The sequence below is a fragment of the Flavobacterium sp. ACN6 genome (genome assembly GCF_002304005.1).
Lineage (GTDB): Bacteria > Bacteroidota > Bacteroidia > Flavobacteriales > Flavobacteriaceae > Flavobacterium.
The window spans coordinates 429,342-445,838 of the sequence record NZ_MRCQ01000001.1; the positions used below are offsets into that span (position 1 = coordinate 429,342).

General features: G+C 35.5%; 15 protein-coding genes. 11 read left to right on the forward strand and 4 right to left on the reverse strand.

Annotation, left to right across the window (positions count from 1 at the left end):
• The first annotated feature begins 9 nt into the window (after window positions 1-9).
• Complete coding sequence (gene zwf, locus BSF42_RS01935) at window positions 10-1,548, forward strand: glucose-6-phosphate dehydrogenase (RefSeq protein ID WP_095951434.1); 1,539 nt, start codon at window positions 10-12, stop codon at window positions 1,546-1,548.
• The gene (pgl, locus tag BSF42_RS01940) at window positions 1,529-2,245 is read left to right on the forward strand and encodes a 6-phosphogluconolactonase (protein ID WP_095951435.1); all 717 of its coding nucleotides are present in this window, start codon (window positions 1,529-1,531) and stop codon (window positions 2,243-2,245) included. Before zwf ends, pgl begins: the two co-directional genes overlap by 20 nt.
• Window positions 2,246-2,597: 352 nt before the next feature.
• On the opposite strand, the gene BSF42_RS01945 is transcribed toward pgl, so the two are convergent.
• On the reverse strand, window positions 2,598-2,822 hold the full coding sequence (locus BSF42_RS01945; RefSeq protein ID WP_095951436.1) for a hypothetical protein: 225 nt from the start codon (window positions 2,820-2,822) through the stop codon (window positions 2,598-2,600).
• A 49-nt stretch (window positions 2,823-2,871) separates the two neighbouring features.
• On the reverse strand, window positions 2,872-3,231 hold the full coding sequence (locus tag BSF42_RS01950) for a nuclear transport factor 2 family protein (RefSeq protein ID WP_095951437.1): 360 nt from the start codon (window positions 3,229-3,231) through the stop codon (window positions 2,872-2,874).
• 230 nt (window positions 3,232-3,461) lie between these two features.
• On the opposite strand from BSF42_RS01950, the gene BSF42_RS01955 reads away from it, so the two are divergent.
• The 7 genes from BSF42_RS01955 to BSF42_RS01985 all read left to right on the forward strand — a co-directional run bounded on the left by BSF42_RS01955 (window position 3,462) and on the right by BSF42_RS01985 (window position 11,599).
• Window positions 3,462-3,821 carry a hypothetical protein gene (locus BSF42_RS01955; protein ID WP_095951438.1) on the forward strand — a complete coding sequence of 120 codons (360 nt, stop codon included), beginning with the start codon at window positions 3,462-3,464 and terminating at the stop codon, window positions 3,819-3,821.
• A 231-nt stretch (window positions 3,822-4,052) separates the two neighbouring features.
• Window positions 4,053-5,144 (forward strand): efflux RND transporter periplasmic adaptor subunit, encoded by a 1,092-nt coding sequence (locus BSF42_RS01960; RefSeq protein WP_095951439.1) that lies wholly within the window; start codon window positions 4,053-4,055, stop codon window positions 5,142-5,144.
• 50 nt (window positions 5,145-5,194) lie between these two features.
• Window positions 5,195-8,311, forward strand: a complete 3,117-nt coding sequence (locus BSF42_RS01965; RefSeq protein WP_095951440.1) for an efflux RND transporter permease subunit — start codon at window positions 5,195-5,197, stop codon at window positions 8,309-8,311.
• 3 nt (window positions 8,312-8,314) lie between these two features.
• On the forward strand, window positions 8,315-9,799 hold the full coding sequence (locus BSF42_RS01970) for a TolC family protein (RefSeq protein ID WP_095951441.1): 1,485 nt from the start codon (window positions 8,315-8,317) through the stop codon (window positions 9,797-9,799).
• 152 nt (window positions 9,800-9,951) lie between these two features.
• Window positions 9,952-10,512, forward strand: a complete 561-nt coding sequence (locus BSF42_RS01975; protein WP_095951442.1) for a Crp/Fnr family transcriptional regulator — start codon at window positions 9,952-9,954, stop codon at window positions 10,510-10,512.
• Between the two features lie 73 nt (window positions 10,513-10,585).
• Entirely contained in the window at window positions 10,586-10,912 is a 327-nt protein-coding gene (locus BSF42_RS01980) for a multidrug efflux SMR transporter (RefSeq protein WP_095951443.1), read from the forward strand.
• 204 nt (window positions 10,913-11,116) lie between these two features.
• Complete coding sequence (locus tag BSF42_RS01985; RefSeq protein ID WP_095951444.1) at window positions 11,117-11,599, forward strand: GNAT family N-acetyltransferase; 483 nt, start codon at window positions 11,117-11,119, stop codon at window positions 11,597-11,599.
• Here BSF42_RS01985 and BSF42_RS01990 read toward each other — a convergent pair.
• Window positions 11,567-12,430 carry a LysR family transcriptional regulator gene (locus BSF42_RS01990; protein ID WP_095951445.1) on the reverse strand — a complete coding sequence of 288 codons (864 nt, stop codon included), beginning with the start codon at window positions 12,428-12,430 and terminating at the stop codon, window positions 11,567-11,569. The two genes, BSF42_RS01985 and BSF42_RS01990, sit on opposite strands and share 33 nt — an antisense overlap.
• A 66-nt stretch (window positions 12,431-12,496) precedes the next feature.
• On the opposite strand from BSF42_RS01990, the gene BSF42_RS01995 reads away from it, so the two are divergent.
• Together BSF42_RS01995 and BSF42_RS02000 are read left to right on the forward strand one after the other, a co-directional pair.
• Window positions 12,497-13,015 carry a GNAT family N-acetyltransferase gene (locus BSF42_RS01995; protein WP_095951446.1) on the forward strand — a complete coding sequence of 173 codons (519 nt, stop codon included), beginning with the start codon at window positions 12,497-12,499 and terminating at the stop codon, window positions 13,013-13,015.
• An 86-nt stretch (window positions 13,016-13,101) separates the two neighbouring features.
• Window positions 13,102-13,989 carry a DMT family transporter gene (locus tag BSF42_RS02000; protein WP_095951447.1) on the forward strand — a complete coding sequence of 296 codons (888 nt, stop codon included), beginning with the start codon at window positions 13,102-13,104 and terminating at the stop codon, window positions 13,987-13,989.
• A gap of 230 nt (window positions 13,990-14,219) precedes the next feature.
• Here BSF42_RS02000 and BSF42_RS02005 read toward each other — a convergent pair whose 3' ends face one another.
• On the reverse strand, window positions 14,220-16,496 hold the full coding sequence (locus BSF42_RS02005) for an ATP-binding protein (RefSeq protein ID WP_095951448.1): 2,277 nt from the start codon (window positions 16,494-16,496) through the stop codon (window positions 14,220-14,222).
• Between the last annotated feature and the right edge of the window lies 1 nt (window position 16,497).

A 16,497-nucleotide genomic window follows, 5' to 3' on the forward strand; every position in this document is an offset into this window, starting at 1 on the left:
CTACACACAATGACTAAAAATAAACTTAAAAATCCAACAATCATTGTTATTTTTGGAGGAACCGGAGACTTAGCGAAAAGAAAGCTCTTTCCCGCTTTTCAAAATCTGTACCTTGACGGACGTATGTCTGAAAAGTTTCAGATTATTGCTCTTGGAAGAGCAGAAAAAACCAATGAAGATTTTCGCAGTTATGTCTTGGAAAACCTAAATGAATTTTCAAGAAAAAAAGGTCTTTCTGATCCAGAAACGGAAAAGTTTCTTTCTCATATCACTTATCACAGCCTTGATATTGATAAAGAAGAATCTTATATCGGATTAAACGAAAAAATCAACGCTTTTGATCTGGCTTTTGGCGAACGTGCCAATCGTCTTTTCTATCTTTCGATTACACCTTCTTTCATCTCAACAATTTCTAGTAATATCAAGAAAATTGGCCTTGCGGCGAATGCTAAGCAGGATCGTATTATTATTGAAAAACCATTTGGTTACGATAAAGCTTCTGCAATTGAACTGAATGAAATGCTTTCGCAGACTTTCAAAGAAGAACAGATTTACAGAATTGATCATTATTTGGGTAAAGAAACCGTTCAGAATATCTTGGCTTTCCGTTTTGGAAATTCGATGTTTGAACCTTTATGGAGCCGTAATTTTATTGATTTTGTCCAAATTACCGTAGCAGAAGAAGTCGGCGTTGAAGAACGAGGCGGATTCTATGAGGGTGTTGGAGCTTTAAAAGATATGATTCAGAACCATTTGCTTCAAATTTTATGTATGACGGCTATGGAAGCGCCTGCATCATTAGAAGCAGATGATATCCGTAACCGAAAAGCAGATGTTTTAAAATCGATTCGTCGTATTAAACCAGAAGAAGTAGATCATTACATTGTAAGAGGTCAATACGATGCTGGAACGATCAATGGAAAACCAGTTCCAGGATACCGTCAGGATAAAGGAATTGCACCAGATTCTAATACAGAAACTTATGTGGCAATGAAAATATATCTGGACAACTGGAGATGGCAGGGAATTCCGTTTTACCTGCGTTCTGGAAAAAGAATGGAAGAAAAACAATCTTCAATTATTATCCAGTTCAAACCAGTGCCTCATTCTGCATTTTCTTACGGAAAAGAAGGCATGACACCAAACCGATTGATTATTAATATTCAGCCGGCAATGGATATCAAATTGCAGTTTATGACCAAAAAACCAGGTTTATCACTGGCTCTAAGACCAGCAGAAATGGTATTTGATTATTTCGCCTGTTCTACAATGTCGCCAGAAGCTTATGAAACCTTGTTAGCAGATGCTTTAGCAGGAGATCCAACTCTATTTATGCGTTGGGATCAGGTAGAAGAGGCTTGGGATGCAATTGATACAATTCAGCAGGTATGGAAAACTACGGCACCAACCAATTTCCCAAATTACAAAGCAGGAAGCTGGGGACCAGAAGAAGCTGACGAACTGTTGGCGCGTCAAGGACACGCTTGGATTCCGAACACACAAAATGTTAAAAAAGAAGAAGTTTTAGATGGTACAGATATACAATAATACAGAAGAAATAAACACTACTGCAGCAGATCTTTTTGTGGAATATGCGCAGAAAGAAATTGCAGGAAAAGGTAAATTTACTGTTGTTCTTACAGGAGGTTCTTCTCCTGCAGGAATTTACAAACTTTTAGCTTCAGATACGTACAAAGACAAAATAGACTGGACTAAAGTTTATGTTTTTTGGGGCGACGAACGCTGGGTACCGCTTAATGATGATTTGAGCAATGCTAAAATGTCTTATTCGACATTATTAAGCCACGTTCCTATTCCGCAGGAAAATATCTTTGAAATGTACAAAGACGGCGTGACACCAGAAGAATATGCTGCTACTTACGAACAGACTATCAGAAAGGTTTTGGGCGAAGAAGGAAAATTTGACCTGATCTTATTGGGTATGGGAGACGACGGACACACTGCCTCTCTTTTCCCAGGTGAGGCTGTTTTACAGGAACAAACCAAATGGGTTGACGCTTATTATTTAGCAGCTCAAAAAATGCACCGTATCACACTTACTGCTCCATTGATCAACAAAGCTGCAAAAATCATTGTAGTGGCTTTTGGAGAGAAAAAAACGCATGCTTTAAAGGAAGTTACTAGTGGAGAATTCAATCCAACATTGTATCCAATGCAATTGATCAAACCTGTTTCAGGTGATTTATTGTTTTTGGTAGATAAAGTTGCTGCTGGAACGAACTAAGAAATCATTTCTACGATATATTTATAAGGTTTAAACTGAAAAGTGTAAACCTTATTTTTTTGTTTTTTTACGCAGATTTTGCAGATTTAGGTAGATCTAACAGATTATTAAAAAAATCTGCGCAAATTTGCTTAGATCTGCTAAATCTGCGTGAAAGTCTACCAAAGCGACTGCTTCCTGAGCACAAAATATACGCAATGAAGTATTAAGCATCACAAATAAAAATAAAAATACATTTTTTTTTCATAATCTACTTCAAAATAAAATCCAGCAAATTTTCAATAAATATTTTAAGCCAGTTCTTCTTTTTCTTCACATTTTTGATATCATTCATATGTAGAAACTTTTTGTTTTACAACAATTCTAATATAAAAATTGCAATTAAAATAATGATGCCTAGAAAAATAAAAAATATAGAAGTCAAATATAACTTCAAATTATAATAGTCTTTAAAATAATCTGAGGGATTATCTCTTTTTATTCCAACTTTTGGCATTCCCTTTCCTTTAAATCGTGTGGTATAAATAAAAGCGCCAACAGCTGCAATTACTAATGAAACTGCAATTAGGTCTGTCACTATATTTAATTATCAAATTTAAAAAATCGAATTCTTTTCATTTTTAAAACTAATTTTCAACCAACTCAATATCCATCGTCTTTATCAACCCATCTTCAAAAGTATAAACATGCTTTACCAATCCGTCAAAAATCAGAGTGCCTTGAAGGTCTTTCACATTTTGCTTTACTAAAACTTCCAAGCTTCCATTATCTCTTTCAACAAAACCAGCGGGGTCTACTTTCGGATTTATTTCAGACCATTGTCTCGTCCAATAGTGCCTGATTTCGTCATGACCGCTTATATAGCCGCCCTCCCACGCTTTTGACCATTGAACATCTTCCTGCATCGTGGATAAGCATTTATCAATATTTCTTTCATTAAAAGCATTGTAAGCTTTTCTAATTACATCTTGGAATTGATTGGACATGATTCTAATTTTTTAATTGATTGAACTAAGATAGAAATAACTTCCTAAAAAGAAATCGGAATAAAAATTAAAACTCTAAAAATCAACTTTTAAAATTATCATATTTTTAATTTTAATCCTTTTTAGAAAAATTTTAAGAATCCTTACTTTTCAAATTGCTATATTTGGCGCACCATCAACAACTATAAGCCTTTTTTTTGAGATAACACTATAATCCTGCTGTGCTGTAAATGAAACCTATTAAGTTCATATATATTGTTTTACTTTCGCTGCTTTCTTTCTTTAGAGGCACCGAAACGTATCAACAGCCGGTACATTTAAGTACGTGTATTACACATGACAGTGTTACAGCAGACGATTTATTAGTTAATTCTTCCGATTTCTCTTCTACAAAAAATCTGGAAGTTCATTACAAACTCAAAAAGAAAATAAAATCCAGAGCGACTACTTTAGAACAAAGTACGATCAAAGCTCCTTATCTTAGTAATTTAATAAACTTTAAGCTTTATAAAAAGAGCTTAATATATGGTATAGCTTCAATATACCAGATTCAAAGGCATACTTACCTTCATTTGTACCAATTGTTCTAGACCTTCAAATTTGTTTGTTTTTATCTTTTCAGAGTGATCTGAAACAATTTTTCGTGTGCATAAACTGCGTATGAACTGTTATTGGCATAAAAACATTTCGTAAAACGGCACTTCTATCCAAAAAGGAAGTCAACCGAAAACACTCCTAAATTCAATATTTAAAATCAAATTCAACTCCCTTTTCTCGCATTAGGGAGCCTATATTTTTATATAATTTTTTAAAACCTAATTATGACTATTTATAAAAATCCATTCCTTTTATTCACGTTATCTTTGCTTGTTTTAGTCTCGTGCGGCGATAAGTCAAAAAAGAATTCCAACAACATAAAAACACTTCCTGTTTATAAAGTCACCTTAAAAGACACCATTATTTCGAGCAAATTTGTTGCCGATGTTCATGCTAAAAACAACGTAGAAATTCATGTACGAATTCCAGGTTTATTGGAAAAAGTATATGTGAGCGAAGGACAAAAAGTAAAAAAAGGACAAATCTTATTTAAAATAAGTGATGTCGAACTTCAAATACAGCTTCTAAAAGCCGAAGCCGTTTACAAAAGCGCAAAAGCCGACTTAAGAATTGCAACGGTAGAATTAGAACAAGCGCAAACCCTTTTCAATAAAAAAGTAATTGCCGACAAAGAATTAGAATTATCTAAAGCAAAAAATGATGCCGCTTCTGCGAAATTGGCTCACGCTGCTGCAGAAAAAAAAGCAATCAACCAGCAAATTAGTTTTACCACAATCCGCGCGCCATATGACGGAACGGTAGATAGAATTCCGTTTAAAGAAGGAAGTTTAGTCGAAAATGGTTCTTTATTGACAACCGTTTCTCAATTGGATGACGTTTACGCTTATTTCTCTATTCCAGAGAATACGTATTTCCAAATGATGGAAGACAAAACCCTTAATACACAGGGCGATATCAAACTGGTACTGCCAAACGGATTGGTTTACGATCAAAAAGGCGAACTAAGAACTGCAGATGGAGATATCGATAAACAAACCGGTTCTATTCAATACAAAGCAAAATTTCATAATCCGCAGGGGTTTATCAAGCACGGAACTTCTGGAAAATTGATTATTTCAGAACCTAAAACCAATGCAATATTAATTCCGCAGAAAGCTGTTTTTTCTATTCAGGACAAACAATATGTATTTCTGGTAAAAAAAGATGGAGTAGTTAAAATGACCAATGTTACAATTGGAAGTACTCTTGATGATGTTTATATCCTAAACGACGGTCTAAAAAGCGATGACCTAATTGTTCAGGAAGGTACGCAGTCATTGAGAGACGGCGATAAAATCAACATCAAACAAACGTAGTTTATCGAGTTGTAAAACAGTTATTTAATTATTGATCTAAAAAAAAAATAATGATAGAGTTATTTATCAAAAGAAAAATATTGTCATTAATCATCTCGGTTATGATAGTTCTTTTGGGATTACTGGCTTTGTTCCAGCTTCCCATTACCCAATTTCCAGATATTGTACCGCCCTCGGTAACCGTAACGGCCAAATATACAGGAGCCAATGCAGAGGTTTCTGCCAATGCCGTCGCGCTTCCGTTAGAAAGGGCCATAAATGGTGTTCCGGGAATGACGTATATGTCGACCGTAACTTCTAATGATGGTTTAACGTTAATTCAGGTTTTCTTCGAAGTCGGAACCGATCCCGATTTAGCGGCTGTAAACGTGCAGAACCGTGTAACCACAATATTGGATGAACTTCCTGAAGAGGTAATTCGAGCCGGAGTTACCACCGAAAAAGAGGTGAACAGTATGTTGATGTACTTAAACATTACGAGTACAGACAAAACTCAGGATGAACAGTTTATCTTCAACTTTACAGATATTAATATCCTTCAGGAATTAAAACGTATTGATGGTGTTGGTCGTGCCGAAATTATGGGACAGAGAGAATATTCGATGCGTGTCTGGCTGGATCCGCAAAAGATGCTTTCCTATAATATTTCGGCAAATGAAGTGATCAATTCCCTTCAAAAACAAAACATTTCTGCTGCACCAGGTAAAGTGGGCGAAGGATCAGGACAGCTTGATAATCAGTTACAATACGTAATTAAGTACGGAGGAAAATTCTTCGAACCAAAACAATATGAAGAAATCCCTTTAAGAGCCAACTCTGACGGAACGATATTGAGATTAAAAGATATTTCTGTAATCGAATTTGGTTCGATGAGTTACGGAATGGTTTCAAAAACCGACGGAAAGCCTTCAGCATCAATCATGTTGAAACAACGTCCGGGTTCTAACGCTTCTGAAGTTATTGCGAGCGTAAAAGAAAAAATGGCAGAATTAAAAGGATCTTCTTTTCCTCCGGGAATGGAATTTAATATTGCGTATGACGTTTCCCGTTTTCTTGACGCTTCTATTCATGAAGTTTTGAGAACATTAATTGAAGCCTTTCTTTTAGTAGCATTTGTAGTTTTTATTTTCCTGCAAGATTGGAGATCAACTTTAATTCCAGTATTGGCAGTACCTGTCGCGCTTATTGGTTCATTTACCTTCATGTCGATGATGGGATTCTCGATCAACTTATTAACGCTTTTTGCATTGGTTCTTTCCATCGGAATTGTGGTAGATAACGCCATTGTTGTCGTCGAAGCCGTTCACGTTAAAATCTCCGAAGAACATATGGCGCCTCTCGAAGCGACCATAAGCGCTATGAAAGAAATCACGGGCGCCGTAATTGCAATTACAATTGTAATGGCTGCGGTATTTATTCCAGTTGCATTTTTGAGCGGTCCGGTCGGGGTTTTCTACAGGCAGTTCTCCCTGACAATGGCGATTAGTATTGTTATTTCGGGAATCAACGCCCTTACCCTTACTCCTGCCCTTTGTGCTATTATGCTGAAACCGCACGATCCGAACAAAGAAAAGAAATCGTTAATGGATCGTTTCTTCCACAAATTCAACAATTGGTTTGACAATATAACTTCAAAATACATTAAAGTATTGGTGAAATTTGCAGATCGAACTTCGATTACCGTTGGTTTACTAGTTCTTTTCTGCCTTTTAACTTGGGGAACAAGCAAGTTTTTACCATCAGGATTTATTCCGTCAGAAGATCAGGGAATGGTTTATGTGAGCGTTACAACACCTCAGGGAGCAACTGTAGAGCGTACTGAAAAAGTATTGGATGAAGTTACCCGTGTTGCCAAAGGAATTAAAGGTGTCGACAATGTAACCACTCTTGCCGGATACAGTATTGTTACTGAAATCGCTGGTGCTTCATACGGAATGGGAATGATTAACCTAAAAGACTGGAGCGATCGTGATATTTCTGTAACCGAATTTATTGCGCTTTTAAGCGAAAAAACAAAAGGTATTTCTGATGCCCAAATTGAAATCTTTGCACCGCCGACCGTTCCTGGTTTTGGTAATACAAGTGGTTTCGAACTACGATTATTAGATAAATCCGGAGGAAGCATTGCAAATACAGATGAAGTGACCAAAAATTTCATTAAAGAATTAAATGCTTCGCCAGAAATACAAAACTCTTTTACCAGTTTTGATGCCACTTTCCCGCAATATTTAATTCATATTGATTATGATCTTGCGGCGAAAAAAGGAATTTCTGTAGACAATGCGATGGCGACTTTGCAGACCATGCTGGGTTCTTTTTATGCGACCAATTTTATCCGTTTTTCTCAAATGTATAAAGTAATGGTTCAGGCAAGTCCGCAGTTCCGTAAAAATCCGGAAAGTATATTGGATATGTATTTAAAAAATGATGCAGGCGAAATGGTTCCATTCTCTACTTTCATCAAATTAGAAAGAGTTTACGGTCCAGAAGTACTTACGCGATACAATATGTATATGTCGGCGATGATTAACGGAGAACCTGCAGAAGGTTATAGTTCTGGAGAAGCGATTGCAGCCGTAGAAAAAATCGCTGCAGAAAAACTTCCAAGCCGCTTTGAACTAGAATGGTCTGGTATGACGCGTGAAGAAATTCTTTCTGGAAACCAAACGATCTACATTTTTGCTTTGTGTATACTATTTGTATACTTATTATTGGCGGCGCAATACGAAAGTTTACTGCTCCCGTTCCCAGTATTATTAAGCCTTCCTGTCGGAGTTTTTGGTTCTTATCTTGCTCTTTTAATAGTTGGATTAGACAATAACATTTACGCGCAGGTGGCACTCGTCATGCTGATTGGTCTGCTCGCCAAAAATGCCATTTTGATTGTAGAATTTGCGATGGCACAAAACAAAATTGGACGAGACATTACAGAAGCTGCGATTGAAGGAGCAAGACTACGTTTCAGGCCTATTTTGATGACTTCTTTTGCTTTTATTTCAGGGTTGATTCCACTTTGTATCGCTTCTGGCGCGGGTGCCGTGGGTAACCGCTCAATTGGTACAGCAGCTGCGGGCGGTATGTTGATTGGAACTGTGTTTGGTCTGGTGATTATTCCAGGACTTTACATTTTGTTTGCCAAACTTGAAAAAGCAATGAATAAAAATTAAACAATGAAAGAGATATTAAATCCATATAAAATAGTAAAAAACAACAGGACAAATGCTTTAGTAGTAATCTCCGTATTACTTCTGACGGCTTGTTCAGCGCCAAAAGTCAGCGATAAATTGACTGCGGCAAAACTTCCTGAGAATTTTGATGCGAAGAGAAAAGACAGTGCAAATAATGCTGCACCGTTTATTCCATTAAAAACAGAAAACTTTTTTAAAGATCCGAAATTAGAGCAATTGCTAAAAAAAGCCGTTGCTCAAAATCCAGATTATCTAATTATGCAGGAAAGAATCCTGATTGCCAATTCGCATTTAAAAGTAGCGAAACTCGCCTTGCTTCCTTCTTTAGATCTAGTGGCAGATGCTTCTGGAACGCGCTACGGAAAATATACAATGGACGGCGTTGGTAATTTTGATACTAACTTCTCACAAAATATTACCGATAAACAAAGAATCAATGAAGATGTTACTCCCAGCCTATTTTTAGGCGGAAAAGTTTCTTGGGAAGCGGATATCTGGGGGAAATTAAGCAATCGTAAAAAAGCCGCGCAGCAACGCTTCTTTGCTTCGCAGCAAGGAATGCGTTTATTGCAGACCCGACTTTTAAGCGACGCAGCCGATTTGTATTTCAAACTCATTGCATTAGACAAACAAGCTGCGATTTATAATGACAATTTAAAAACACAGGAAAGAGCGCTTGATATTGTTTCTGCCCAAAGATCGGTTGGAAAAGCTACAGAATTGGCGGTCCAACAGTTTAATGCACAAAACAATAACATTCATGCACAAGCTTCTGAATTGAATTTAAGCATTGATCAGACGGAAAAAGCTTTATTGACTCTTTTGGGTGAATACGGCGGAAAAATAGACCGAAGCACCGATTTTTTATCGGGACATTTAGAGGTTCTAAACCAACAAATAAGTGTAGATTCGATTATCCATAAAAGACCTGATGTTGCTGAAGCGTATTTCGAATTACTGGCAAGCAACGCTGACGCGAAATCGGCACGCGCAGCTTTTTTTCCAACCGTTAATCTGGGCGGTTATGCAGGTTTTAATTCGTTTTCTTTCAGCACTTTCTTTGATGCAGGATCTTTCGCCTGGCAGTTATTAGGCGGAATAACAGCGCCTGTTTTCAATAAAGGACAGATCAAACAGGAATTTTATGTTTCTAACAGAAGACAGGAAATCTCTTTTCTTCAATATCAAAATGCGGTAACAACGGCTTTTAACGAATTAAGCGCTTTACTGCATCGAAATGAAGCTTTTGAAGATGTTTTGAAATACAAATTAAAAGAAATCGATCATCTCGAAATCGCAGTTAATGTTTCCAACGATTTGTATTTGAGCGGATACGCCAACTATCTTGAAATCATCAATGCACAAAAAAATAAATTGCAGGCAGAACTAGATTTTGTTGATATTCAGTTACGAAATGCCAACTCTCAAGTGCTATTGTACAAGGCTTTAGGCGGAGGAATTAATTAGTTTATATATTGGTCAAAAATTGCTCTTTTTTTAGCTCATCAAGATTGCAGTTTTATATCCCATTTGTTTCGGCAGATGGGATTTTTTTTGTTTGAAATTTTCTGTTGGTCGTTACAACTACTATCTTTATTCCCAATTCCTAAAATATATAGATGGATATTACTGCTATTCTTGACTCTATTTACCAACTTCCAGAGCAGTCTAAACTGGCTTTGCAAAAAAATGCTATGGAAATAACTTTTCCGAAAGGGCATATTTTACTCAGAGCCAACAAAATAGAACCGAATATTTATTTTATAAAAAAAGGATTGGTCAGAGCATTTATTGAAAGGGATAATGAAGTTACTTTTTGGTTTGGAAAAGAAGGCGAAACCGTAATTTCTATGAAAAGTTATGTCGAAGAAGAACCTGGATATGAAACGATTGAACTTTTGGAAGACTGTGAATTATACGAATTAAAAACAGAAAACTTAAGAAAGCTGTTCAGCGAAGACGTTCACATTGCCAATTGGGGACGAAAATTTGCCGAAAAAGAATTGATCAAAACAGAAGAACGCTTGATTTCTAGACAATTCAAAAACGCTTCGGAACGTTATCTTGAATTGATGAAAGATCATCCTGAACTGCTTCAAAGAGTACAATTGGGACATATCGCTTCTTATCTGGGCATTACACAAGTGAGTTTAAGCCGAATAAGAGCGGAATTAAAATAAATTTATTTTTTATCATTTGTTAAATTTTTTCCGAACTTCATAAAGGAACTTTGCACCTCAAAATTTTAACGATATGAACTGGATTATTTTAATCATTGCGGGCTTATTTGAAGTTGCTTTTGCAGCCTGTCTAGGAAAGGCAAAAGAAACTACAGGAACAGAAATGTATTATTGGTATATTGGATTTTTTATTTCTTTAACGCTAAGTATGCTTTTATTGATGAAAGCAACCGAAACTCTTCCGCTTGGAACCGCTTATGCCGTATGGACAGGAATTGGCGCTGTGGGAACTGTATTAGTTGGTATTTTTATTTTTAAAGAACCAGCTGCTTTCTGGAGATTGTTCTTTTTGGCAACCTTAGTGGGATCTATTGTTGGTTTAAAAGCGGTTTCCCATTAATCTAAATAACTTACACAGCAACTTTGTCAAAGTTTGAAACTTTGACAAAGTTTTCTACATAACGAAATAAGCGAAATATTGAATTTCGTTTTTTTTATGAATCGATTATAATAATGCGTTTTCAGCATCACATGATAAAAAAATAGCATTTTATATCATTATTCTAGATTTTATCTTTGTCAAAAAATAAGCATTATAATACCTATGAAATTTAGCCATACCATAAAATCATTTGAGGAATTAACCAATCAAGAACTTTACGAATTATTACGTTTACGAAGTGAAGTTTTTGTAGTAGAACAGAACTGTCCGTATTTGGATTTAGATAATAAAGACCAAAAAAGTTTGCACCTTTTGTACTATGTAGATAATGAATTGGCGGGCTGTACACGTTTACTTCCTGCTGGTTTATCTTATAAAGAAATTGCGATTGGAAGAGTAGTAATTGCAAAAACACACCGCGGATTAGGTTTAGGTGTAAAAATTATGGAAGCAACTATTGCTGGATGCGAAGAAAAATTTGGCGAAGGCCCGATCCGAATTAGTGCGCAATACCATTTGTCTAAATTTTATCAATCTGTTGGATTTGTAGAACAAGGCGAAGTTTATGACGAAGACGGAATTCCGCATATCGAAATGCTGCGAGTTTACTATTTAGGGAATAATCAGTTTCAAAACATTGGCTAAAACTGGATTATGATCTTCGGTTCTCCAATTGATATACAAATCGGTTTCTAAGGGAAGTTTTATAAATCGGATTCCTGAGATTTCATGGAAAAGATAAGAATCTGGCAGAATGGCAATTCCGAGTCCTTTTCGAACCAACGCAATAATCGCTGATCCAAATTCGGAATGAAGGTACACTTCTGGTGCATCTTCAAAAGAATTGAATAAACGTTGTATCAAATCACTGTAACTACTGCCTTCATCGTTAGTTGGCAATATGAACTTTTGAGAAGCAAGCGTTTCTTTCGTAAGATCTTCAGGAGTTCGGTACGGATGATTTTCAGGAACCACAATCGCTAAATTATCGGTATGTATTTTTTCTGATCGTATATCGCGGGAGTTATTTATATCTCTGGTAATTGCTAAGTCGATTTTATAATTTTGAAGATATTCCTGCTGATTTTCATACAGAACCTGAACCAATTTGATTTTAAGTTTTGGAAAAGCATTGGAAATACGAGATAAAATATCAGGCATAAGCGAAGCCGAAATAGAATCGGGATGTGAAATCGTAATGGTACCGCTTTCACCCAGCTGAATCTGGCGAGCCGATTGATGAATAAATTCCAGTTTACTCATTTCGACTTCCCACTTTTCTTTTAGAAACTGACCCGCAGCCGTGAGTTTAACATTGCGCTTGTTGCGTTCAAACAACTGAACGCCAAGCTGATTTTCAAGTGATTGAATTTGACGGCTCAATGCAGACTGGGTAATATTCATTTTCCCAGCCGTATTCCAGAAATGAAGTTCGCGTGACAACGCTAGAAAATATTTAATTTGCTGTAAATCCATTGATGCAATTTACGCATTTATTAAGAATAAAAAAGAAGTTTTAATGCATTAAAAAAAACAAAGAAGATGAATACTTTAAAAATAAAAAAAGCTTCAATTAATGATATAACAGTACTTCAAGCTATTGGAAGACAAACTTTTTCAGAAACATTTGCAGACGTAAATTCGGAAGAAAATATGATTAAATATTTGAATGAAAGTTTCGCTTCAGAAAAACTATCATTAGAACTTAGCAATTCAAATTCTCATTTTTATCTGGCAGAGCTTGATGACAAAGTGATTGGTTATTTAAAATTAAATACAGGCGACGCACAAACCGAAAAACAAGAAAATAATGCACTCGAAATTGAGCGTATTTATGTAGCAAAAGAATTTCATGGCAAAAAGATCGCTCAGGCTCTTTATGCGCAGGCGATGCAAACTGCTTCAGAAGTTAATGCATCCTATATATGGCTTGGCGTTTGGGAAAAGAATTTTAGAGCGGTAAGTTTTTATACTAAAAATGGTTTTGTTCAGTTTAATACTCATATTTTCAAATTGGGTAACGACGAACAAACCGATTTACTGATGAAGAAAGTTTTATAATTTTTACTGATACATTAGCTGCAAAGTTTTGCTGTCGATAAAGGCTTCACATTTAAAATAAACATAGCAATAATTGCTTCAACAAAATGGAAAGAAAACAACTTTTACTAATTTTACTAATCATAGGAACTGCATTTTGGGGTATCTCCTATTCTATTACAAAAATGGCTATTGGGGAGTATTCACCAAACACTTTTTTGTTTTATCGTTTTCTATTGGCTGTAATTGTTTTAACCATTATTTTTTGGAAGTACGTAAGAGATACCAATTTAGAAGCGATTAAAACCGGAGCTATTCTAGCTTTTCCAATGTTTTTAGGCATTCAGCTGCAGACTGTTGGATTGAAATATACAGATGCTTCACAATGTTCTTTTATTGCAGGATTAACCGTTATTATTATTCCGTTGATGAAGTTGACGGTTTACCGCACCAATGCTTCTTTAAAAATATGGATCGCTGCGTTGACAGCTCTAACGGGGTTATTTATTATAGCGATACAAGACAAGTTTACTATCAATATCGGTGATTTATTTACTATTGCGGGCGCATTTGCTTTTGCCGTTTATCTCATTGCTGTTGAAAAACATTCGGCTTCAAAAAATCTTTTATATTCCATTGTTCCTATGTTTGCTTTTTGTGCACTTTTCACTTTTTGTCTGGCGATTACAGATTCTCAAGCGGTTTGGTTTCCTAAAAATGATACATTTTGGATGGGTGTAGTTTATTGTGCGCTTTTCTCTACTGCCTATATGTACACAGTTTCGAATATTTCACAGCGTTATCTATCTGCAGAACGCGTGGCAGTAATTTATTTATTTGAACCTGTTTTTGGTGCAATCGGCGCTTTTTTTATTTTGGGAGAAAACCTTTCTTGGCGTCTGCTTTTGGGTGGAAGTTTGATTTTTGCTGCAACAATTATTTCCGAAGTAAATTTTAAAAATCCGAAATTCAAAGTTTTGGCTAAGAAAAACTAATAATATTATTCATAAAAAAGTTTCAGATTTAGCAGATTTGAGCAGATAAGCACAGATTATTCTAATTTGAATCTGTTTAATCAGCGGGAGAAAACAAATAATATTTATATAAAAGTTTCACGCAGATTTAGCAGATTTAAGCAGATTAACACAGATTATTCTAATTTGAAATCTGCTTAAATCTGTTTAAATCTGCGTGAAAAAAAATATTAACGATCTCTAAAACCTATCTATATAGGCAAAAGCGTGTCTTCAGGATCACAAGGGAAATAAAGTACTATATCTGTACCTTCGCCTGGTCTTCCTTCTGCTCGAATGTCGCCTCCAACGGTCTGCATAATTTTTTTACACAACGCCAGCCCAACACCAGAACCGGTATACTGCTCTTGATTGTGAAGTCTTGTAAAAACTTTAAAAATAGATTCAGCGTACTTTTGTTCAAAACCAATTCCGTTATCCGAAAAACGAACCCAGTGGCAGTATACTTTAAACCTGTCATGTATTAAAACAGCCTCTTGAGAAGCAGTTATTACAATTTTTGGTACTCTATCTGCTGCAGCATACTTTAATGAATTTTGAAGCAGATTGATAAACAACTGGCGCATTAAAAAACCAATGGCATGCACTTCCGGCAGGTTTTCGTATTCAATAACAGCTTTACTTTCTGCAATACTTTCATGCATTTCCTTAATTGTAGATTTTAAAGCCTTATTTAAATCTACTTCCTGCAATTTATCTCTCGTATTTTTTATTCGCGTGTACTTTAGAATATCTTCTAATAAACCGCTCATTCTATTGGCAGATTTCGAAACGCGCTGTAAAGAATTTGAAATTGATTCTGTTGAAATAACATCCAATTCTGAAAGCATTTTAGAAGTAATAAGCTGAATTTTACGCAATGGTTCCTGTAAATCATGTGTACTAATCCAGTTGATATTTTCAAGTTCTGAATTGGTTTCTCTTAAGATTTCGCTTTGATTACGGTACTTTTCCTCTTCTTCACTCAACATAATCAAAATTAGCTGATTATGCAAACTATGTGCGTATTGGGCAGCGCTGTTAATCTCATACTTTGCCCATTTAATACTTTGGTTTTTAATAATTTGTTTCCAAATTTCAAATGAATTTCTAGGATGAAGTCCATTACTGTCATGAATAATACTCTTCTCTGGATCTCCTCCCCAATTAACCTCTAAAATAGTTTCTGGTCTGTACCAAATTATATTAGAATTAATTCCAAGAGAATGATAAATAATACCAGCGACATTAGAATTTTCTGCTGCTTCTGGAAAATCATCACTAATTTTATTGGTTACAAAAATATCGCTCTCTGTTTTATTCTCAATAATTTCCGTTAACGATATAATTTCTTCATCAGACGGTGTTACTCCATTTTTATAGATTTTTCCACGATATAAAAGAGAAACTCCTGATGCGTTGCAAACGTTTAAAAGTTGAGGAGTATTAATTATCATATCTAATGAATGCTGTAGAATCGGCAGTTCAAGACCTGTTAATTGCTCTACTGCTTCAATTGTTTTTTGAGCATTCACGTTCTCATCATTAGATTGTCTAATATCTATCTGAGAAGTAATAAATTGGCCCTGCAATTTTGCTGCAAGTCTAATTTCTGGAGAAATATTTTTTTCTGAATAGTGATGGCAAGCAATTAATCCCCACAATCTTCCGTGATGAATAAGAGAGATTGTAAGCGTAGCGCCAACACCAATATTCTTTAGATATTCTACGTGAATTGGCGATGTGCTTCGCAATATCGAAAGGCTTAAATCCAGATTTTTGTTTTCTTTATCGTCAACAGTAAAAATTGGAACAGGTTTATAATTAATATCAACAATTAATCTGAGCTGATTTTTAATGTATAATTCTCTCGCCTGTGCGGGAATATCGGTATGCGGATAATGCAGTCCCAGAAATGGTTCTAAATCTTCATGACAGTCTTCTGCATACACTTCCCCATTATACTGTTCATCAAAACGGTAAATCATTACACGATCATAACCCGTAATTTCACGGGTTCCATGAGCTACAAGTGCGCACAAATCTTTAAGAGATTGCGTTTTATTCATTTGACTGACAAACTGAATCGTTTGTTTGTAAACATCAGCAAGCCCTTCTTTGTCAGTAAATAACAACTCCGCTTCCAGCACATAAATATCACTGCTTTTATGAATATTAATTTGAAATAACCTTCCAAGTAGTTTTATCTCTAACGGAAAAGCGTCCTGAACTTCATCTCCTTTAATATATGCTGAAATTTCTTCTTCGGCAATAGAGCCAAAAATCTCTTTAAAATCTTTACCTAAAACCTGACTATGAAGTAGTTCAAAATAAGAAGAGATGTTTTCTGAACAAAAATCAATCTTCCCTTGTAAATTAATACCAATTAAAAAACCATGAGGCTGAATTTGCCCCGGTATATGTATAGGCTCGTGCTCGCAATTGGTCAAATTAACAATGTCCCGATTAACTATATCTTTAATCTTCATT